Here is an 18,549-nt window from a genome sequence, read left to right as displayed (position 1 = left end):
GCCACTCCCGCCGGGTTCTACTTGCCTTCGACCTGCCTGGAGGCTTTCTTCCCGGAGCTCGCCGCTGATGACGGCTCAGACGCTGTAAGGAAGAGAGTACGCCGCCCGCAGCCCGCCGCGCGAACCCGAATCAAACGGCGCGCCACATCCGCACGTGCGGACCGATCTCCGGGTCGTCCCACGGCTCACCGACCACCTGGAAGCCGGCCCGCTCGTAGAACCTCGCCGCCGGCGTACGCGCGTTGCACCAGACCAGCCCGCCACCGTGCTCGACGACGTGCTCGAGCGCCGCCCCGAGCACCTTCGCACCGATCCCCTGCCCGCGCCGCCCGTCCTCGGTCGCCATGCCCCGGATCCGCCATCCCCTGCCCGGATGATCGGGCAGGTCGGGACACGGTTCCGGGAAGAGCCCCACGCATCCGATCACGCCGCCGTCGGCATCCAGCGCCGCGTACGTCGCGACCTCGGGGTCGTCGTCCCCCGGCACCCTCGCCGCCTCCGGCGGCCCGCCGTTGCGCAGCACCTTCGCCCGCAATGCGTACGTCTCCTCGACCTCCACCCGCCGCACCGTGATCACGCCGCGACCATAGCGGCGCACCTGGCAGGATGCGCGCATGAGCCTGATTCGCTACGAGTACGCCGACGGGTGCGCACGCATCACCATGACCAACCCCGACCGGGGCAACGTGTTCTCACCGAAGGCCGGCGAGGAGCTGCTGGCGGCGATCCTGCGGGCCAAGGCGGACTCGGCTCGGGTGATCGTGCTCGCGGCGGAGGGGAAGTACTTCTCCGTCGGCGGCGACCTGGCCGGGTTCGCGGCGGCCGACGACCTCGGCCCCTTCATCCTGGAGCTCGCCGAAGACGCCAGCCGGCTGATCACGGAGCTGGTCCGCTGCGACGCGATCGTGGTCAGCGCCGTCCAGGGCACCGCCGCCGGGATCGGGTTCCCCCTGGCCGCGGCGGCCGACATCGTGATCGCCGCGGACAGGGCGAAGTTCAGCCTCGCGTACGCGAAGGTCGGGCTGTCGGTCGACGGCGGCGGCTCCCTGCTCGTGCACACCCTGGGTCTGCACCGGGTGCTCCGGCTGACGCTCCTGGGCGACATGCTCTCGGCGACCGAGGCACTCGAGGCCGGGCTCGTCGCCCGCGTCGTACCGGCCGACGAGCTCACCACCACGGTCGACGAGGTCGTCGCGACCCTGCTCTCCGGCTCCCCTGAGGCGCTCGCCCGCACGAAGCACCTGGTCCGCGACGTCGCCGACCCGAACCCCGAGTCGGCGCTGCGTCGCGAGGCGGAGTCGATCTCCGCGCTCGGCGGCTCGGCTTCCGGGCGCGAGGGCATCAACGCGTTCCTGGAGAAGCGGCCGCCCAGCTTCGGCGCCTGAAATGGTTGGCGGAAAAACGCCTCGTCCACCAGGGTGACCCCATGAGCAGCGATCAGCGGCAGGTGGGGTTCGACGGCATCTGGCTTCCCGAGGACGACGACCCACGCATGCACAAGGAGCAGCCGGTCGGCGAGCTGGCGACCTACCGCGACTACCTGCGCCACTACCGGCTCACCCTCGAGCTCAAGTGCCAGGACCTCGGCCCGGAGGACCTGGCCAAGCAGAGCGTGCCGCCGAGCGACCTGAGCCTGCTCGGGCTGATCCGGCACATGGCGCGGGTCGAGCACGGCTGGTTCCAGCGGGTGCTGAAGGAGAACCTCGACATCCCCCGCCTCGACGCCGACGACCCCACCGGCGGCTTCCACAAGGTGGAGCCCACCCAGGAGTCGGTCGACGAGGCATTCACGAGCTGGCGTGAGCAGGTCGCCCTCGCCGACGAGTGGCTCGACTCGATCGACGACAGCGTGCTCGGCGAGCTGCGCGACACGGGCCACGAGCAGGCCAGCATCCGCGACATCCTGGTCCACATGATCGAGGAGTACGCCCGCCACGCAGGTCACGCCGACCTGCTGCGCGAGGTCATCGACGGGCGTACCGGGCAGTAGCCCACCGGCCGTCAGACGACGGTTTCCTGAGACTAGGCTGAGACGGCTGCCACAACGACCGATGCCGTGCTGAATCAGCTGAATCAAAGGGAGAACATGTCGACGTCGACCGCCCATCCCACCAGCTCCGGGCCACGCTCCGGACCCAACCTGAAGTCGATCATCGTCTGGACCGCGGTCGCCGTGGTCGGCGCGGTCTGCTGGGCCGTACTCGCCCTGTCCCGCGGTGAGGAGGTCTCGGCGCTGTGGATCCTATTCGCCGCGCTGGCCTCGTACGCCATCGCCTACCGGTTCTACTCCAAGTTCATCGCCAAGACGGTGCTGGAGGTCGACGACAGCCGGGCGACCCCGGCCGAGCGGCTGGAGAACGGGCGGGACTTCGACGTCACCGACCGCCGGGTGCTCTTCGGCCACCACTTCGCCGCGATCGCCGGCGCCGGACCGCTGGTCGGTCCGGTCCTGGCCGCGCAGATGGGCTACCTGCCCGGCACGATCTGGATCATCGTCGGCGTCATCTTCGCGGGTGCGGTGCAGGACATGGTCGTGCTGTTCCTCTCGATGCGCCGTGACGGCAAGTCGCTGGGCCAGATGGTCCGTGAGGAGATCGGCACCGTCGCCGGCATCGCCGCGCTGATCGCCGTCTTCGCGATCATGATCATCATCCTGGCCGTCCTGGCCCTGGTGGTCGTCAACTCGCTGGCCGAGTCGCCCTGGGGTGTGTTCTCGATCGGTCTCACCATCCCGATCGCCCTCTTCATGGGCTTCTACCTCCGCTACCTGCGTCCCGGCCGGGTTCTCGAGGTCACCGCCATCGGCGTCGTACTGCTGCTGATGGCGATCGCCGGTGGCACCTGGGTCGAGGAGATGGGGTTGGCCAACCTGCTGACCCTGGAGAAGGAGACGCTGGTCATCGCGCTGGCGATCTACGGTTTCGTCGCCTCGATCCTGCCGGTGTGGATGCTGCTCACCCCGCGCGACTACCTCTCGACCTTCATGAAGATCGGCGTCATCGTGCTGCTGGCCTTCGGCATGATCCTGGCGGCGCCGGTGCTGGCCAACCCGGCGGTCTCCGAGTTCGCCACCAACGGCCACGGACCGGCCTTCACGGGCAAGCTGTTCCCGTTCGTCTTCATCACGATCGCCTGCGGCGCCCTGTCCGGGTTCCATGCCCTGATCGCCTCGGGGACGACGCCGAAGATGGTGGCCAAGGAGTCCCACGTACGCATGATCGGCTACGGCGGCATGCTGATGGAGTCGTTCGTCGCGATCTCGGCCCTCATCGCCGCCTCGGTGATCGACCAGGGCATCTACTTCTCGATGAACGCCTCGCTCGGTGCCACCGGTGGCACCCCGGAGACCGCCGCCGCCTTCGTCAACGGACTCGGCTTCTCGATCACCCCGGCCGATCTCGAGGCTGCCGCGGCCAGCGTCGAGGAGACGATCATCTCCCGCACCGGCGGCGCGCCGACGCTGGCCTTCGGGATCTCGCTGATCTTCACCGACGCGTTCGGCGGCGGGCTGGCCGCGTTCTGGTACCACTTCGCGATCATGTTCGAGGCGCTCTTCATCCTGACCGCCGTCGACGCCGGCACCCGCGTCGGCCGCTTCATGCTGCAGGACACCATCGGCAACATCTGGCCGCGCTACGCCGACGTCTCCTGGCGTCCGGCCACCTGGTCGGCCTCGGCGTTGGTCGTGCTGGCCTGGGCCTACATGCTCTGGATCGGCGTCGGCGACCCGCTCGGCGGGATCAACCAGCTTTTCCCGCTCTTCGGCATCGCCAACCAGCTGCTCGCCGCGATCGCGCTGACGCTGGCCACCGCACTGCTGGTCAAGCACGGCAAGGTCAGGTGGGCATGGGTGCCCGGCGTCCCGCTGGTCTGGGACCTGATCACCACGATGACCGCGTCGTGGCAGAAGGTCTTCAGCGACGACCCGACGATCGGCTACTTCGCGCAGGCGTCGGCCGCGCGCGAGGCGAAGGCGTCCGGCGAGCTCTACGGCGTCGCCAAGACCCCTGCCGACGTCGACCAGATCATCTACAACTCGACCCAGTCCGGCATCCTGCAGGCCGCCTTCGCGGTGCTCGTGATCGTCGTCGTCGCCGGTGCGGCGGTGACCGTCGTCAAGACCCTGCGCTCCGGCGGCTCGCTGCCGACCACCGAGGTGCCGAAGGTCGAGTCGAAGATCGTCGCCCCCTCCGACTTCTTCGCCACCAAGGAGGAGAAGGAAGCCGTACGCGAGTGGGAGGCTTCCCGGAAGGCGTCGGTCTCGTGACGTTGACCGAGCGCGTCTCCGGTGCCTGGCGGCTGCTCCGCCAGGCGACCGGGGAGGCGAAGTGGGACGACTACGTCGCCCGGTGCGAGCGCGAGGGCGTCGAGCCGATGACCCGACGCGCGTTCGAGCGTCACCGGGCCGACGAGAAGGAGCACAACCCGCAGGCCCGCTGCTGCTAGCGGCTCTCGGGGACTAGCGGGGGTTGTCGTCGGCGAAGGCGGCGTCGAGCCAGGCGTAGACCTGCGAGTCACCCTTGGTGACGAGCAGGACGACCTGCTTCTCGGCGTCGCTGACCGGCTTGCCATTGATCCAGCTCCGGACGATGTCGGAGGCGGCGCGGCGGACGACCTCCACGCCCTTGGCCATCGCCCACTCCGGCGCCGGGTGACCCTTGCTGGTCGCCACGCCGGGGATCTCCAGGGTCCAGGTGTCGTCCTCGGCCTGGATCAGCCGGGGCGTCGGCGGCGCGCTCTTCTTGCTCACGCGACCACCTCCGTCGCGCAAGCGCCAGAATACGGACGCAGTCGCGTGTTGTTTGGATGGTTCACTCGCTGACGCTCGCTCACCGCTACATGTTCGCACGTCGAGACCGTCGATAAGGGACCGCTCAGGCTCGGCCACTAGACTGCGCCCCGTGACGAATGCAGCTTGGGGCTTCGGCCTCGTGACGTACGCCTCCGACAACTCTGTGCTCGACGTGTGGTTCCCCGCGCCGCAGCTGGGCGAGAAGCCCGCCGACGCGACCGCGCCGGCCGAGCTGACTGCGCTCGAGGGCGCCGACGAGGTGCGTCAGGTCACCCAGCGGGTCACCCTCGTCGAGGTCAAGGACCTCGACACCGCGCCCGAGAACACCGAGGACGTCTGGCTGCGACTCCACCTCCTCTCCCACCGCCTCGTGCAGCCGCACGGGCAGAACCTCGACGGCATCTTCGGCCTGCTCACCAACGTGGTGTGGACCAGCGCCGGCCCGTGCGCGGTCGAGGGCTTCGAGCTGACCCGCGCCCGGCTGCGCGCCGCAGGCCAGCACGTCACCGTCTACGGCGTGGACAAGTTCCCGCGGATGGTCGACTACGTCGTGCCGTCCGGGATCCGCATCGGCGACGCCGACCGCGTCCGCCTCGGCGCCCACCTCGCTTCCGGCACCACCGTGATGCACGAGGGCTTCGTCAACTTCAACGCCGGCACCCTCGGCGCCTCGATGGTCGAGGGCCGGATCTCCGGCGGCGTCGTCGTCGGCGACGGCTCCGACGTCGGTGGCGGCGCCTCGATCATGGGCACCCTCTCCGGTGGCGGCAAGGCCGTCATCTCCATCGGCCAGCGCTGCCTGCTCGGTGCCAACTCCGGCATCGGCATCTCCCTCGGTGACGACGCCGTCGTCGAGGCCGGGTGCTACATCACCTTCGGGACCAAGGTGACGCTGCCCGACGGCACCGTGACGAAGGCCGGCGAGCTCTCCGGCGCCTCCAACATCCTCTTCCGTCGCAACTCGGTCAGCGGCGCCATCGAGGCCGTTCCGTGGAAGGGCGAGGGCATCGAGCTCAACGCCGCCCTCCACGCCAACTAGGTCCACCGAAGAGCAGAGTGCTGAGTTGAAGAAGTTCGTCACCACGCTGGTGGTGCTCAGCGTGATCACCGGCGGCATCTACTGGGTGGTCCAGGCCGCGACGGACAAGCTGGACTCGTTCCTGCCCGACCTGCAGCAGTGCACGGCGGTCGCGGGCGAGTACGAGGCGCGCTTCGACCCCGAGCAGATGGGCAACGCGGCCGTGATCACCGCGCTCGGGCTCAAGCGCGGCCTGCCCGCGCGGGCGGCCACGATCGCGATCGCGACCGCGATCCAGGAGTCGAAGCTCTACAACATCAGCCACGGTGACCGGGACTCGCTCGGCCTCTTCCAGCAGCGCCCGTCGATGGGCTGGGGCACCGAGGAGCAGGTCCAGGACCCCGTCTACGCCACCAACAAGTTCTACGACGCGCTGGTGAAGATCGACGGCTACGAGGACATGGTGATCACCGAGGCTGCACAGGAGGTGCAGCGCTCGGCCTACCCCGAGGCGTACGCCGACCACGAGGGCGAGGGCCGCGCGATCGCCTCCGCGATCAGCGGCTACTCCCCCGCCGCGCTGACCTGCCGCATCGACGAGCCCGAGGCCGGCTCCGGCAAGCCCCAGGCCACCAAGACCGAGGTCAACCAGCTGCTCGGCAAGATGGTCGGCCGCGCCCGCGTCGACGGCGCCACCGTGGTGATCCCCGTCGACTCCGGCGAGACCGGCCAGCGCAACGGCTGGGCCGCCGCCCACTACGTACTCGCCCGGGCCAGCGAGTTCGGCGCCACCTCCATTGCGTACGACGGACGCACCTGGTCCGCCGGCAAGGACGAGGAGTGGGCCAAGACCCCCGACGTCCCCGGCGACCGGATCCTCGTCACCCTCGCCTGACCCTCCCCGCCGAGGCGTCACCCCGTCGGCCGAAGCGTCGCTCCCGTCGGCCGAAGCGTCAGCTACGTCGGGCGAGATGGCACCGTGTGACGTGTCGGCCGACGCAGTTGAGGTGTCGGCCGACGTACGTGACTTCTCGGCCGACCCTGGCGACCACTCGACCGACGTACGTGACGCCTCGGCCGACGGGGGCGACTTCTCGTCAGTCGGCTACGTCGACGTGGACGTGGTCGCGGTGCTCGAGGATGGCCTGGTCGCCGCCGCGGGGTGGGACGTCGTAGTCGCGCCAGCCGGCGGCGGAGCGGCGCTTGGTCCAGATGCGGTCGTCGTAGATGACGGTCGCGATGTCGAGGCGGTCGGCGTTGGCGACGAGATACTGGGCCAGGGCCCAGCCCTTGATGTTGTTGCGGGCGTTGATCGGCCGGAAGAAGTAGTCGACCGCACGGCCCTCGTAGTGGGCCGAGCCGACCATGTGACCGGTGGTCACCCCGCCGGGCTGGAAGCCGCCGTCGGGAAGGCTCCCGAAAGCCTGACGTACGTCATCCCGCAGCGCCTCCGCACGCGAGGTGAGCCCGGCGCCACTGAGCGTGTCCGAGACCTCCTCGGCACCGCCCTTGACGACGCAGGAGAACGCCTCGGGGGTGTTGCCGGTCAGTGCCGAGGCGAGGGCCCGTGCCTCGGGCTCGGTGTCGCGGTAGCTGTCGCGCGAGCCGTCGCTGATCTGCTGGGCGACACCGGGTACGGACTGCTGGCGGTAGTCGGCGACCCCGGAGAGCCGGTCGTAGAGGGCGCTCGCCTTCGCCGTGTTCCGTTCGAGCGAGTGGTCGGCGATCTCGACCGTCAGCACGACGGAGGCGGCGCGGGCGGGGAGCCCGCGGCGTACGGCCTGGGCGGCGATCGTCGAGGCACGCTCGGCCTCCTCGATGGAGAGGTCGTAGGTCGTGCCCTCGGCGGTGACCGTGCAGGCCTCGCGGGAGAGGACCGGGATGCCGCTGACGCCGACGCCGAGGACCCGCAGGCCGGCGAAGAGCAGGGCGACGGCGATCACGATGCCGAGGACGACCAGGTGCTTGCGTACCGGGCGCAGCTGCTTGCGGGCTTCCCTCGCGGACTTCCGCAGCGCCTCGCGCGCCGGCTCCGGGATCCTGGAGGCTGGCGGCCGCGGACCCGGGGGCGGGATGGTCGGCGGGCCCGGCGGGGTCCCCGGCTGTGCGCTCACGCCACCAATCTTCACGTACGGGGCAAACCCCGCCCGGCGCGATCTCTCACTCGGCCAGGCGGGCGACGGCTGCGTCGATGCGCTCGTCGGTGGCGGTGAAGGCGATCCGCACGTGCTGGCTGCCGGCCCGGCCGTAGAAGGCGCCGGGGGCAGCGAGGATGCCGCGCTCGGCGAGCCATTCGACGGTGGCCCAGCAGTCCTCGTCACCCCCAGGAACTGGGCGCCGTGACCACAGGTAGAGGGATGCCTCGGAGTGGTCGATGCGGAACCCGGCGGACTCCAGGGCCGCCTTGAGCTTGGTGCGACGCGCGGCGTAGCGGGCGTGCTGCTCCTTGGCGTGCTGATCGTCGGCGAGCGCCGTCACCATGGCGGCCTGCTGCGGGCCGGGCATCATCAGGCCGAGGTTCTTGCGGACCGCGAGGAGCTCGCCGAGGACGGAGGCGTCACCGGCGACGAAGGCCTCGCGGTAGCCCGCGAGATTGGACCGCTTCGAGAGCGAGTGGACGGCAAGAAGACCGTCGAACGAACCACCGCACACGTCCGGGTGCAGCACCGAAACCGGCGCAGCCTCCCAGGCGCACTCGATGTAGCACTCGTCGGAGATCAGCAGCGTGCCCCGCTCGCGGGCCCACTCGACGGTCTTGCGCAGGTGTTCCACCGGGAGCACCCGGCCGCTCGGGTTGGACGGCGAGTTGATCCACAGGATGCGAGGCGCCTTCGGGCCCAGCGCGACCAGCGAGTCGGTGGCGACGGTGTCGGCGCCGACCAGGGCCGCGGAGACCTCGTAGGTCGGGTAGGCCAGCTCCGGGTAGGCGATCAGGTCGCCCTGTCCGACGCCGAGGTGCAGCGGCAGCGAGCCGATCAGCTCCTTGGAGCCGATCACCGGCAGCACGTTGTCCAACCCCAGACCCGAGACCCCGTGGTTGCGCGCGAGCCAGTCGATCGCGGCCTGCCGCACCGCAGGAGTGCCGATCGTGGTCGGGTAGCCCGGTGAGTCGGCAGCCGCGGCAAGGGCCCTCTGGATCACGGCGGGCGTCGGGTCGACCGGCGTGCCGATCGAGAGGTCGACCAGCCCACCGGCGTGCGCCGACGCCTTCTCCTTGAAGGGCGCGAGCTTGTCCCAGGGGAAGTCAGGCAGACGCTGCGAGACCGGGATCGAGGCCGACATCGAGGCGGGCATCAGTCCTGGTTCTGCGGGGGCAGAGCGGCGACGAACGGGTGGTCCTTGTCGATCTCACCCATGCGGGCGGCACCGCCCGGCGAGCCGAGGTCGTCGAAGAACTTCACGTTGGCGTCGTAGTACTCCTTCCACTCCTCCGGGGTGTCGTCCTCGTAGAAGATCGCCTCGGGCGGGCACACCGGCTCGCAGGCGCCGCAGTCGACACACTCGTCGGGGTGGATGTAGAGCATCCGCTTGCCCTCGTAGATGCAGTCCACCGGACACTCGTCGACGCAAGCCTTGTCCTTCACGTCAACACAGGGCTGGGCGATGACGTACGTCATTCGGGGCTCCTCCAAGCGGGGTATCACGAAAGTCAGAGGGGCGCGACTGGCCCTTCAAGGGACAGCCTAGTATCCCCACGTGCCTGCTCACCTCCTGGGACCACATGTCGTCGGCAAGCGGATCGTCATCCGCCGCCTCGTCCCGGGCGAGACCGGCCCCACCGGCGGCCCCGCCTTCACCGACATCCTGGGAGTCTGTACGTCCTGGGCCGACGGCACCGCCGTCATCGAGCGCGAGTCCGGGGAGCGGGTGAGCGTGCCCGTCGCCGAGATCGTCTCCGGCAAACCGGTGCCGCCGCGGCCCAACGTACGTCTGCGGATCGGGGTGCGCGAGGCCGAGCTGCTCAGTGCCGCGATCTTCCCCGGCACCTCCTCCGAGGCCTTGGGAGAGTGGGTGCTCTTCGACCACGAGGTCTCGATGCGCCGGCGGCCCAACTCGGCGCTGGCGATCGGCGATCCCGGGGTCGGGCTCGAGGAGGCGATCGACCGGGTCGAGGCCTTCTACCGGAGCCGCCACAAGCGCCCTCGGGTGAAGATCGAGGTCGGTTCCGTGGCCGAGGAGGCCGTGGTCGCGCGTGGCTGGATCGAGGACGTGACCGTCGAGTTCCAGCTCGCCGGGCTCGCCGCCACCCGGCGCATCCTGCCCCCGCCCGCCGAGGGCGCCCAGGTCGAGATCATGGGCGGAACCGACGGTGCGCAGGTGCTGATCACCTTCGGCGACACCGCCCGGATCATGGGCACGATGGAACGTGACTGGCTGGCCATCCACGACCTCGAAGTCGCCGAGCCGCACCGGCGTCAGGGGCTCGCCACCAAGGCCCTCGCCACCCTGCTGGAGTGGGGCGCCGAGCGCGGCGCCCGCGCCGCCTGGCTGCACGTGGAGACCACCAACGACCCCGGCCTCGCCCTCTACGAGTCCCTCGGCTTCACCGAGCACCACCGCTGCCGCTACTACTCCTCGCCCACCCCGTAGGGACCCAGCAGGTCCCACAGGTTCCCGAACGGATCGCGGAACACCTGGAGGGTGCCGTAGGGCTCCTCGCGCACCGGCCCGACGAGCTCGATCCCGGCGGCGACCAGCCTCTCGTACGCCGCCCCGAAATCGTCGACACGCAGGAAGAACGTGACCCGGCCGCCGGTCTGGTCACCGACCCTCGCGACCTGCGCCGGACCATCGGCCCGGGCGAGCAGGAAGCCGGTGCCGCCGCCAGGCGGGCGAACGACCACCCAGCGCTTCGGGCGGCCGTCGTTCGTGGTCGCCGGGGCATCCTCGGCGACCACGAAGCCGAGAACGTCACGGAAGAACTCCACCGCCTCGTCGTAGTCCGGAACGACGAGCGTCACCAGATCCAGATGCATCCTGTCCTCCTCAGCGGGGCCATGGAACGGGTTGACCAACCTGGTTGACCAACCTACCGTGGATGTATGGATGCAGCACACGTGGTGAAGGTGCAGGAGGCGAAGACACACCTGTCGAGCCTGCTGACCGAGGTCGAGGCGGGGGGCCAGGTCATCATCGCCCGTGGCGACCATGCCATCGCACGCCTGGTGCCGATCGATCGGCCGACCAGACGGGTTCTAGGCGGCCTGCGCGTGAGCGTCCCCGACGAGTTCTTCGACCCGCTCCCCGACGACGAGATCGCCGCCTGGGAGGGCTCGCTCGATGAAGACCTATGAGCGGGTCCTCCTCGACACCCATGCCTACATCTGGCTGGTGAGCGACCCCGCCCGGCTCAGCCCGACTGCCTACGAGGCCGTCATCGACATCGACACCGAGGTCTTCGTCTCGGCGGCGAGCCTGTGGGAGATCTCGACCAAGACTCGACTCAGCAAGCTCCCCGGCGGAGGCACCCTGGCGGCGACCTTCGAGGACCGCACCCGCCTCCACGTCCTGGAGCGGCTGCCGATCGACTTCAACCATTCACGCCTCGCCGGAGAGCTCGACTGGGACCACCGCGACCCGTTCGACCGCATGCTCGCCGCCCAGAGCATGCTCGAGAACCTTCCTCTCGTGACCAAGGACAGCAGGCTGCGGGCGTACGACTCCATCCACACCATCTGGTAGCCCCCTCGCCGAGGCGTCAACTATTGACGTCGAGAAGTCAGTTCTTGACGCCGAGAGGTGCGGATCAGATACGCAACCGACCTCTCGACGTCGATAAACGACCCTTCGATCTCAGAAATCGACGCCTCGGCGTCAAGAATCGACCTCTCGAGGTCAGCAGGTCTTCAGGTTCGGGGAGGCGGGGCCTTCGCGGGTCAGTGCGTCGAGGGTTAGGGCGATGGCCGCGGAGCTCATGGGGATGAGCAGGTGCTCGGAGAGGTCTTGGGCGCACGCGTCCTGGATGCGTACGTTGGTGGTGTTCGGACCCTCGGCGAGGAAGCCGGAGGTGGACGGCACGACGACCTCGTCGGTGGCGGTGATGATCTGGGTGTAGGAGATGTCGCCCGGGGTCTCGTCGCCGGCGTTCAGGTCGGCGAGGAACTGCGAGCCGGCAGCCTGCTGGGCGCAGGACAGGCATAGGCCGGTGGCCTCGAAGGCGGTCCCGTCGGCCACGATCGCCGTGCCGTGGTTGGACGGGGCGAGGCCGACGAGGTCCTCGACGTAGGCGGCGCCGCCGAGGTTCTTGATGTAGTAGCGCGGCATCATGCCGCCCTGGGAGTGACCGACGAGGGAGACCTTGTCGGCGTCGGTGGCCTCGCGCACGCGGTCGATGAACTCCCCCAGCTGAGCGGCCGAGTCGCGGATGTCGAGGGTGGCTCGGTTGCCGTAGTCGAGCGAGTAGACGCAGAACCCGGCCCGCTTCATGGCCAGCGAGATCGGGTCCAGCAGCGACCGGCGGTCACCGAACGTACCGTGCACCAGGATCACGGGAGTCGGGCGCTCCGCCGAGGGCACGCACGCCCAGTCGTTGGCCCCGGCAGGGTCACCGTAGGGCGATCCCGGCAGCGGGATCCCGGTCTGCCTCGGCCCCTCCGCAGCCGAGGCAGATACCGGGACGAGAAGGAGCGCGACGGCAGCGAGCAGACTCAGCAGGAACGGGCGCATGACCGGTCAACGAGCCAATGTGATCCGCGTCATGATCAGAAACTCGTTGGCAGGCACCCCGCGCCGACATCTACGCTCGACAGCGGCACCGCCGAGGAGTGACGACCCTCCGCCCACCACGGCACAGCGGCGCCCGCGCGTCCGGCGCACCGACGAGAGGCTGATGACACATCAGCGAAGGTGTGGTGGCACCGCGACCTAGCCCCCGCCCACACCTCCAGGGCCTCGCCACCTGGAGGATTCGATGAAACCGATAGACCGTACGCTCGCCGCCCATCTCACCGCGGCCACCCCCGGCACGACCGTCCGACTGTGCGGCCACGTGCACCGCCGTCGCGAGCTCGCCGCCGTGACCTTCCTGGTGCTGCGCGACCGCAGCGGCCTGGCTCAGGTGGTGCTCAGGCCGGCCGACGAGCAGCGGACGCCCTCCGAGGAGACACCGGTCGAGGTGATCGGCGTCGCCACTGCCAACCCGCAGGCTCCCGGAGGTGTCGAGATCACCTCGCCGGTCGTCACGGCGCTCTCCGAGCCCGTGCTCACCCCGCCCGTCGAGCTGTGGCGCCCCGAGCTCGCCGCCGGGCTGCCGACGCTGCTCGACCATGCGCCGGTGGCCTGGCGCCATCCTGCGGTTCGATCCCGCTGGGAGCTCGCCGCCGCGTCGCTGCGGGGTTTCCGCGCGACCCTCGACGCGGCCGGATTCACCGAGGTCCACTCTCCCAAGATCGTGGAGTCGGCGACCGAGTCGGGGGCGAACGTCTTCGAGCTCGACTACTTCGGGCGGCCCGCCTACCTCGCCCAGTCACCGCAGTTCTACAAGCAGCAGCTCGTCGGCGTCTTCGAACGGGTCTACGAGGCCGGGCCGGTCTTCCGGGCCGAGCCGCACGACACGGTGCGCCACCTGGCCGAGTACGTCAGCCTCGACGTCGAGCTCGGCTTCATCCGCGACCACCGCGACGTGCTGGCGGTCCTGCGTGAGGTGCTCGCCGGGATGCGGAGAGGGATCGAGACGTACGCCGCCGGGGCGGTGGAGCGGCTCGGCTTGGAGCTGCCCGTCGTTCCCGAGGAGATCCCGGTCATCCACTTCGCCGAGGCGCTGAGGCTGGTCGGGGCGCCTGCGGACGAGCCTGACCTCGCCCCCGAGCACGAGCGTGCGCTCGGGGTGTGGGCTCGGGAGGCGTACGGCTCCGACTTCTTGGCCGTGGAGGGCTACCCGATGCGGAAGCGGCCGTTCTACACCCACCCGGAGCCGGGTGACGGGCGGTGGAGCAACAGCTTCGACCTGCTCTTCCGCGGCCTGGAGCTGGTGACCGGCGGGCAGCGTCTGCACCGGCTCACTGACTACGAGGAGGCGATCCGGGCCCGCGGCGAGGAGCCGGCGGCGTACGCCTCGTATCTGCAGGCCTTCGCGCACGGGATGCCGCCGCACGGCGGCTTCGCGCTGGGCCTGGAGCGGTGGGTCGCACGCCTGGTGGAAGCGCACAACATCCGCGAGGTCACCCTGTTCCCCCGCGACCTGCACCGGCTCACGCCGTAGCTACCGTCACAGTTGTGAAGCTGAGGGTGGCCTATAGGTCACCCTCAGCTTCACAACCCCGATCAGTTGGGGTCAGCGGGGGGCGGCGGCTTCTCGGACTCGTCGGTGCACTCGACCTCGTCCTGCGGAATGTAGGTGGTCTTGAAGGTCTGGGTGTTGACCTTCGAGCCCGACCCGGGGTTGTAGAAGTCGCGCCAGACGTTGATCGAGAAGCCCGGGGCGCCGACGGTGTTCTCGCAGTTGCCGTCGGTGATCTTCTGCTTGCCCGGCGACTTGAAGTCGTAGCGCTCGCCGGTGCGGGTCTTGATGTCCCAGATCTTCGTGGACCACATCTCGACGGTGACCGAACCCTGGCCGCTGGCGCTGGCGGGGTTCACCCAGGAGCGGATGAGGACTCCGTACTTGGTGTTGTTCTTGAACTTCAGGTCCAGCGAGGGCCAGGCGACGGTCGCCTCGCGGCCGATCGGGTAGCGGTCGATGTAGAGCGAGTGCGCCTTGTGCTCGACGTCCTGGAGGCCGGCGAAGAACATCGCGTTGAACGTGGTCGTCGCCATCTGCGAGACACCGCCGCCGTAGTCCTCGCGGAAGACCCCGTTCTGGATCATCCAGCCCTTGGTGAAGCCGTTGGCGGCCGTACGCTCCCCGACGATGCCGTTGAGGGAGAAGGTGTCCCCCGGTGCGAGCACGGTGCCGTTGACCAGCTCGGCGGCGCGACCGATGTTGACGTTGCGGTATTCGGCGTAGGGGAAGTTGGTGGTGAAGGTGGAGACCATCTCCTTGATGCCCCAGGCCTTCGCCTCCTCGGTGGTCACCTTCGGCTTGGCGACCTTCGACTTCACCTCGACGACGCGGTCACCCGCGGGCGCCGTCACGACGTCGAGGAAGACCGCCTCGAGGTCCTTCTGGTTGAAGGTGACGCCCGGCTTGGCCGGGATGACCTTCGGAGCGCCGTTGACCATCTCGACGGTCGCGTCGACCGGCTTCGCGGCGTCGTCGGCGAGGGCCTTCTTGAGCACCTTCTTGAGCTTGCTCGACGCGACCGCGGCCTGCAGCTCGCCGTCCTTGGGGTCGAACCGGATCGCGTCGCCGAACTCCTTCGGGGACAGCTCGACCGGGGTCTTCTCGAACTTCAGCGTGATCGGCCCGGAGACCGCCGGGGTGGCGACCTTCTCGACCGCCTCCCGGACGTCGGCCTCGTCGACGTCCGGAGTGAGCTCCTCGAGAGGTACGTCGGCCTTGCGGTCGCCCTCGACCAGCAGCTGGCCGGCGAGCGCGGTGCGGAGCGCGTCATCGCTGACGCCCTCGCCCGCGACCGGCTGGGTGGTCTTGATCTTGCCCTTCTTGATGACGACGTCGCCGTCCTTGAAGGGGGTGCCGGCGCGCTTGTTCACCTTGGCGGCGACCTTGGCGATCAGCTTGTCGTCGGCCTTGATGACGGGGGCGACCTCGCCGCCACCCGTGAAGTGCTTCCACAGCTTGACCGGGCTCCAGCTGTGTCCGGCGTCGATCTTCTCGATCGTCGCCTCGGCGTCGAAGCTCAGGCCGGCGTCGGCCGGGTTGACCTCGGTCGTGCTCTCGCCGGCGGTCACGTTGATCGGCTGGCTGTGGGCCGGGGCGAACTTCTCCTCCAGCAGCGGCGTCGCCTCGGCGGCCGTCATGCCGCCGATGTCCACACCGGCGACCTTGGTGCCGTCGGCGATCTTGTTCCCGGCAACGGCGTACGCCGCGCCCCAGCCGGCGAAGGCCAGGATGGCGATGCCGCCCGCGACCGCGACGGCGACCTTGGTGCCGGTGCCGAGCGGCTTGCCCTCAGCGGCGACCGGCTGGGCGTAGTCGGGGTGCTCGAAGCCGGGCTCGTAGCGGGGCTCGTAACCGGGCTCGTAACCGGGCTCGAAGGAGGAGTGGTCGGCGGGGGCCGGCTCGTCGACGGCGAACTGCCCGACGCCCATGACGGTCGCCTCGAGCGGCTCGTCATCGAAGTCGGGCATCTCCTGGACCGGGCGGTAGAGCGCCACCTCGGTGTCGGCGCCGTTGGCCGCGGGGGCCACGTCCGGGGCCACGTCCTGGGCGGCGTCGGCCGCGTCGGGCTCGGGGGCGAACTTCCGGTTCTTCGAGACGAACAGGAAGTTGTCCTCCTTCGGCAGCTCCGCACGCTTCGGCAGCAGCTCCGAGCGCAGCATCGTGCTCCGCAGCAGGGTCTCCTCGGCGAGGTCCTCGTCGAGGAGGTTCTGGCCGGGAGCGACGATCCGGGTCTCACCGGCAGGCTCGTCATCGGGCACGTTCGCGACCGGCTTGGCACCCGCGGACTCGGCGACCCGGGCATCGATCTCGATCTGCGGGATCATGATCGTCTCGATGGCAGCATCGTCCGCGCCGGCGTGGCCGGCGTTGGACCCGGCCGCGTGGGTTCGCTTCGCGGGCTCGGGGGCCTTGAAGGCCTCGGGCTCAGTGGACATGCGGGAGAGCCTAGGACCTATACCCCCCTAGGCCGAACCCGTAGCCCATCTTGGGACGTTCGTCACTCGCCGGGGTGGGCCTTATCCGCTTGTGAAGTGACCCTCGCCACCGTCGCGGTGGCCACCACGATCATCAGCACGGCCCAGGAGATCATCAGGTATCCCTCGACGTCTCCGGCGACGGCATACCCACCCGTCGGCCTCGGCGTCGCGGCCAGCGCGATCACGATCGCCCAGGCCGCTGCGTACGCGATCCTCGCGGCTCCGCGCGGGAGCGCGAGCAACACCGCCGAGGACGCGGCCACGGCGAGCAGCACGCCCCACCACCACGGGTGGACGGCGACCGCCGCGACCCCGACCGGGAGACCGAGGAGAAGACCGGCGACCACCCCGCCGAGCAGTCTCACAACCCGGCGAAGAGATCGGTCAGGGTGGCCCCTTCGACGTGCCCCTTGGCGATCCGGAAGTGCTCGTGGGACCACGCGGTCGTGCCGAGGCTGTTGGTCATCGCGAAGATGCCCTGCTCCATGTCCATCTGGGTGGGATAGGCGCGCATCGCGGCGACCTTCTGGTCGGCGTACGGGGTGCCGTCGATCGCAGCCGCGATGTCGACGTCGGGCGAGGCCATGGGCGGCAGCGGGCCCTCCGGGTCCATCCCGCCGAGGGCGTTCTCGTCGCCGGCCGCCCGGGCCGCCCGCAGCCCCTCGCGGAGCCAGCTCTCCGCGATCGCCGTCCAGTAGATCCGGTCGATCTCGTGGGCCTCGCCGAGCTCCTTCTTGTAGGTCGGCACGGCGGCGAGATGGGCGGCGTACGTCGCGACCCGGTGGGCCTGGATGTGGTCGGGGTGGCCGTAGTTGCCGAACTCGTCGTAGGTGACCAGCACCTGCGGACGCACCTCGCGGATGATCGTGACGAGGTGGTCGGCGGCCTCGGTGAGGTCGGCGTACCAGAAGGCGTTCTCGCGGGCGTCGGGGTCGGGCAGCGCGTGGGTGCGGTCCTCGCTCCAGGTCATCCCGGAGTCACGGTAGGTGCCGAAGCCACCCAGCCAGCGGTGGTCGACCTCGCTGCCGTCAGGCGCCTTCAGCGCCGCCATCGCGTTCTCGATCTCGCCCCGGCGGTGATCGCCCAGGGCGTCTTCCCGGTCGGCGGCGAGGTGGGCCAGACCGGGCACCAGAATCTCGCCCATCTCCCCCGCCGTGCAGGTCACCAGGGTGACGCGGGCACCCTCGGCGAGATACTTCGCCATCGTCGCCCCCGTCCCGATCGTCTCGTCGTCGGGGTGGGCGTGGACGAGCAGCAGGCTCTTCTCAGAAGTCACGACCCGATCCTAGATCGGGACGCTTAATGCGCTTCGGGTTGTCGGGGAGCTCGACGGGTTCGGGGGCGATCGAGTCGTCCGGGGCCTCCTCGGGGATGTCGAGCCAGCCGTCGTACTCGTCCACCAACAGCTCCAGGACCATCTCCGGGGCATCGGTCTCCACCGACCACGGGTGGTCCTCGTCGTCGTCCTCCCCCTGGTAGCGCTCCCGGCCGACCCGGGCCGTCCAGCCCTCACGCTCGAGCGTCGCCGCCGCCGAACGGGCGTCCTCCTCCTCGAAGAAGATGCCGCGCACGGTGGACCCTTCGGGCATGCCGAGTACGTGGCGGAGCGCATCGAGGAACGGGCGGTCGGGCTCCAGCCAGTCGACCGAGTCGAGATCCTCGGCCGCCAGCCAGAGGACCTGGTCGTGCTCACGCGGCCGCGGCTCCCCCGCGACCACCCGGGCGGTCGCCGCGATCAACCGGTGGCTTTCGCCGATGGGCGCCTCGCCCTGCATCCAGTCGAGCACCTCGATCAGGCAGCCGAGCTCCTCGCCGACCTCCCGGATCAGGGCCGCCTCGGGCGTCTCGCCCTCCTCGACCTTGCCGCCGGGGAGCTCCCAGCGTCCGGCGGCCTCGGGCGGGGACGTACGCCTCGCGGCCAGCACCTGCTTGCCGTCGGCGCTCAGGATCGCCGCGGCCACTACGGTCTTGGGGCTGTTCACGTGTGAGATTGTTCCCTAGAAGCCCCGATAGTGGGGTCTCTTGGGTACGCTGCAACGCC

The 18,549-nt window shown here is 69.8% G+C and carries 21 protein-coding genes; 10 read left to right on the top strand and 11 right to left on the bottom strand.

Annotated features, from left to right (window positions below):
- Positions 1 to 130: 130 nt before the first annotated feature.
- Entirely contained in the window at positions 131 to 577 is a 447-nt protein-coding gene (locus tag ACIA03_RS12040) for a GNAT family N-acetyltransferase (protein WP_396982590.1), read from the bottom strand.
- 37 nt (positions 578 to 614) lie between these two features.
- On the opposite strand from ACIA03_RS12040, the gene ACIA03_RS12035 reads away from it, so the two are divergent.
- The 4 genes from ACIA03_RS12035 (at position 615) to ACIA03_RS12020 (ending at position 4,446) form a co-directional block, all read left to right on the top strand.
- Positions 615 to 1,385 carry an enoyl-CoA hydratase/isomerase family protein gene (locus tag ACIA03_RS12035; protein ID WP_396982588.1) on the top strand — a complete coding sequence of 257 codons (771 nt, stop codon included), beginning with the start codon at positions 615 to 617 and terminating at the stop codon, positions 1,383 to 1,385.
- A 41-nt stretch (positions 1,386 to 1,426) separates the two neighbouring features.
- A complete protein-coding gene (locus ACIA03_RS12030; RefSeq protein WP_396982586.1) occupies positions 1,427 to 1,990 on the top strand; it encodes a DinB family protein in 564 nt (187 codons plus the stop codon).
- Between the two features lie 96 nt (positions 1,991 to 2,086).
- The gene (locus tag ACIA03_RS12025; RefSeq protein ID WP_396982584.1) at positions 2,087 to 4,267 is read left to right on the top strand and encodes a carbon starvation CstA family protein; all 2,181 of its coding nucleotides are present in this window, start codon (positions 2,087 to 2,089) and stop codon (positions 4,265 to 4,267) included.
- A complete protein-coding gene (locus ACIA03_RS12020; RefSeq protein ID WP_396982582.1) occupies positions 4,264 to 4,446 on the top strand; it encodes a YbdD/YjiX family protein in 183 nt (60 codons plus the stop codon). The genes ACIA03_RS12025 and ACIA03_RS12020 overlap by 4 nt, the downstream gene beginning before the upstream one ends.
- Before the next feature lie 13 nt (positions 4,447 to 4,459).
- Here the strand turns inward: ACIA03_RS12020 and ACIA03_RS12015 are convergent, their stop codons facing one another.
- Entirely contained in the window at positions 4,460 to 4,750 is a 291-nt protein-coding gene (locus ACIA03_RS12015) for a hypothetical protein (protein WP_396982580.1), read from the bottom strand.
- A 151-nt stretch (positions 4,751 to 4,901) separates the two neighbouring features.
- Between ACIA03_RS12015 and dapD the strand changes: the two genes are divergently transcribed.
- Together dapD and ACIA03_RS12005 are read left to right on the top strand one after the other, a co-directional pair.
- Complete coding sequence (dapD, locus tag ACIA03_RS12010) at positions 4,902 to 5,831, top strand: 2,3,4,5-tetrahydropyridine-2,6-dicarboxylate N-succinyltransferase (protein ID WP_396982578.1); 930 nt, start codon at positions 4,902 to 4,904, stop codon at positions 5,829 to 5,831.
- A gap of 25 nt (positions 5,832 to 5,856) precedes the next feature.
- The gene (locus ACIA03_RS12005) at positions 5,857 to 6,705 is read left to right on the top strand and encodes a hypothetical protein (RefSeq protein ID WP_396982576.1); all 849 of its coding nucleotides are present in this window, start codon (positions 5,857 to 5,859) and stop codon (positions 6,703 to 6,705) included.
- Positions 6,706 to 6,907: 202 nt separating this feature from the next.
- Here the strand turns inward: ACIA03_RS12005 and ACIA03_RS12000 are convergent, their stop codons facing one another.
- From ACIA03_RS12000 to fdxA, 3 genes are read right to left on the bottom strand one after another with little or no spacing between them, the layout of a single operon-like run.
- A complete protein-coding gene (locus tag ACIA03_RS12000; RefSeq protein ID WP_396982574.1) occupies positions 6,908 to 7,924 on the bottom strand; it encodes a hypothetical protein in 1,017 nt (338 codons plus the stop codon).
- 46 nt (positions 7,925 to 7,970) lie between these two features.
- Positions 7,971 to 9,104 carry a succinyldiaminopimelate transaminase gene (gene dapC / locus ACIA03_RS11995; protein ID WP_396982572.1) on the bottom strand — a complete coding sequence of 378 codons (1,134 nt, stop codon included), beginning with the start codon at positions 9,102 to 9,104 and terminating at the stop codon, positions 7,971 to 7,973.
- Positions 9,104 to 9,427 carry a ferredoxin gene (fdxA, locus tag ACIA03_RS11990; RefSeq protein WP_008358813.1) on the bottom strand — a complete coding sequence of 108 codons (324 nt, stop codon included), beginning with the start codon at positions 9,425 to 9,427 and terminating at the stop codon, positions 9,104 to 9,106. The genes dapC and fdxA overlap by 1 nt, the downstream gene beginning before the upstream one ends.
- 79 nt (positions 9,428 to 9,506) lie before the next feature.
- Between fdxA and ACIA03_RS11985 the strand changes: the two genes are divergently transcribed.
- The gene (locus tag ACIA03_RS11985; RefSeq protein ID WP_396982568.1) at positions 9,507 to 10,400 is read left to right on the top strand and encodes a GNAT family N-acetyltransferase; all 894 of its coding nucleotides are present in this window, start codon (positions 9,507 to 9,509) and stop codon (positions 10,398 to 10,400) included.
- Here the strand turns inward: ACIA03_RS11985 and ACIA03_RS11980 are convergent.
- On the bottom strand, positions 10,379 to 10,786 hold the full coding sequence (locus ACIA03_RS11980) for a VOC family protein (protein WP_396982566.1): 408 nt from the start codon (positions 10,784 to 10,786) through the stop codon (positions 10,379 to 10,381). The two genes, ACIA03_RS11985 and ACIA03_RS11980, sit on opposite strands and share 22 nt — an antisense overlap.
- Positions 10,787 to 10,852: 66 nt before the next feature.
- Between ACIA03_RS11980 and ACIA03_RS11975 the strand changes: the two genes are divergently transcribed.
- Together ACIA03_RS11975 and ACIA03_RS11970 are read left to right on the top strand one after the other, a co-directional pair.
- Positions 10,853 to 11,104: a type II toxin-antitoxin system Phd/YefM family antitoxin gene (locus ACIA03_RS11975; RefSeq protein ID WP_350830477.1), complete on the top strand. Its 252-nt coding sequence runs from the start codon at positions 10,853 to 10,855 to the stop codon at positions 11,102 to 11,104.
- Entirely contained in the window at positions 11,091 to 11,492 is a 402-nt protein-coding gene (locus ACIA03_RS11970) for a type II toxin-antitoxin system VapC family toxin (protein WP_396982563.1), read from the top strand. The genes ACIA03_RS11975 and ACIA03_RS11970 overlap by 14 nt, the downstream gene beginning before the upstream one ends.
- Before the next feature lie 153 nt (positions 11,493 to 11,645).
- Here ACIA03_RS11970 and ACIA03_RS11965 read toward each other — a convergent pair whose 3' ends face one another.
- A complete protein-coding gene (locus tag ACIA03_RS11965; protein WP_396982561.1) occupies positions 11,646 to 12,476 on the bottom strand; it encodes an esterase/lipase family protein in 831 nt (276 codons plus the stop codon).
- Positions 12,477 to 12,720: 244 nt separating this feature from the next.
- Here ACIA03_RS11965 and aspS point away from each other — a divergent pair, with 244 nt between their 5' ends.
- Positions 12,721 to 14,010 (top strand): aspartate--tRNA(Asn) ligase, encoded by a 1,290-nt coding sequence (aspS, locus tag ACIA03_RS11960; RefSeq protein WP_396982559.1) that lies wholly within the window; start codon positions 12,721 to 12,723, stop codon positions 14,008 to 14,010.
- A 62-nt stretch (positions 14,011 to 14,072) separates the two neighbouring features.
- Here aspS and ACIA03_RS11955 read toward each other — a convergent pair whose 3' ends face one another.
- From ACIA03_RS11955 to ACIA03_RS11940, 4 genes are all read right to left on the bottom strand, one after another.
- Entirely contained in the window at positions 14,073 to 16,466 is a 2,394-nt protein-coding gene (locus tag ACIA03_RS11955) for a VanW family protein (RefSeq protein WP_396982557.1), read from the bottom strand.
- Positions 16,467 to 16,528: 62 nt separating this feature from the next.
- Positions 16,529 to 16,873, bottom strand: coding sequence for a hypothetical protein (locus tag ACIA03_RS11950; protein ID WP_396982555.1), 345 nt, complete (start codon positions 16,871 to 16,873; stop codon positions 16,529 to 16,531).
- Positions 16,870 to 17,784 carry an N-acetyl-1-D-myo-inositol-2-amino-2-deoxy-alpha-D-glucopyranoside deacetylase gene (mshB, locus tag ACIA03_RS11945; protein WP_396982553.1) on the bottom strand — a complete coding sequence of 305 codons (915 nt, stop codon included), beginning with the start codon at positions 17,782 to 17,784 and terminating at the stop codon, positions 16,870 to 16,872. Before mshB ends, ACIA03_RS11950 begins: the two co-directional genes overlap by 4 nt.
- Positions 17,774 to 18,490, bottom strand: coding sequence for a (deoxy)nucleoside triphosphate pyrophosphohydrolase (locus tag ACIA03_RS11940; protein WP_396982551.1), 717 nt, complete (start codon positions 18,488 to 18,490; stop codon positions 17,774 to 17,776). Before ACIA03_RS11940 ends, mshB begins: the two co-directional genes overlap by 11 nt.
- Positions 18,491 to 18,549: the final 59 nt, after the last annotated feature.

It is taken from the genome of Nocardioides sp. NPDC051685 (genome assembly GCF_044453405.1).
Lineage (GTDB): Bacteria > Actinomycetota > Actinomycetes > Propionibacteriales > Nocardioidaceae > Nocardioides.
The sequence above is the reverse complement of the archived record's forward strand: the minus strand, read 5'-3'. Positions and strand labels throughout refer to the sequence as shown.

Coding starts and splice junctions, on each gene's coding strand:
- ACIA03_RS12035 (WP_396982588.1), top strand. CDS start 615: ATGAGCCTGATTCGCTACGAGTACGCCGACGGGTGCGCACGCATCACC.
- ACIA03_RS12030 (WP_396982586.1), top strand. CDS start 1,427: ATGAGCAGCGATCAGCGGCAGGTGGGGTTCGACGGCATCTGGCTTCCC.
- ACIA03_RS12025 (WP_396982584.1), top strand. CDS start 2,087: ATGTCGACGTCGACCGCCCATCCCACCAGCTCCGGGCCACGCTCCGGA.
- dapC (WP_396982572.1), bottom strand. CDS start 9,104: ATGCCCGCCTCGATGTCGGCCTCGATCCCGGTCTCGCAGCGTCTGCCT.
- fdxA (WP_008358813.1), bottom strand. CDS start 9,427: ATGACGTACGTCATCGCCCAGCCCTGTGTTGACGTGAAGGACAAGGCT.
- ACIA03_RS11980 (WP_396982566.1), bottom strand. CDS start 10,786: ATGCATCTGGATCTGGTGACGCTCGTCGTTCCGGACTACGACGAGGCG.
- ACIA03_RS11975 (WP_350830477.1), top strand. CDS start 10,853: ATGGATGCAGCACACGTGGTGAAGGTGCAGGAGGCGAAGACACACCTG.
- ACIA03_RS11970 (WP_396982563.1), top strand. CDS start 11,091: ATGAAGACCTATGAGCGGGTCCTCCTCGACACCCATGCCTACATCTGG.
- ACIA03_RS11965 (WP_396982561.1), bottom strand. CDS start 12,476: ATGCGCCCGTTCCTGCTGAGTCTGCTCGCTGCCGTCGCGCTCCTTCTC.
- aspS (WP_396982559.1), top strand. CDS start 12,721: ATGAAACCGATAGACCGTACGCTCGCCGCCCATCTCACCGCGGCCACC.
- ACIA03_RS11955 (WP_396982557.1), bottom strand. CDS start 16,466: ATGTCCACTGAGCCCGAGGCCTTCAAGGCCCCCGAGCCCGCGAAGCGA.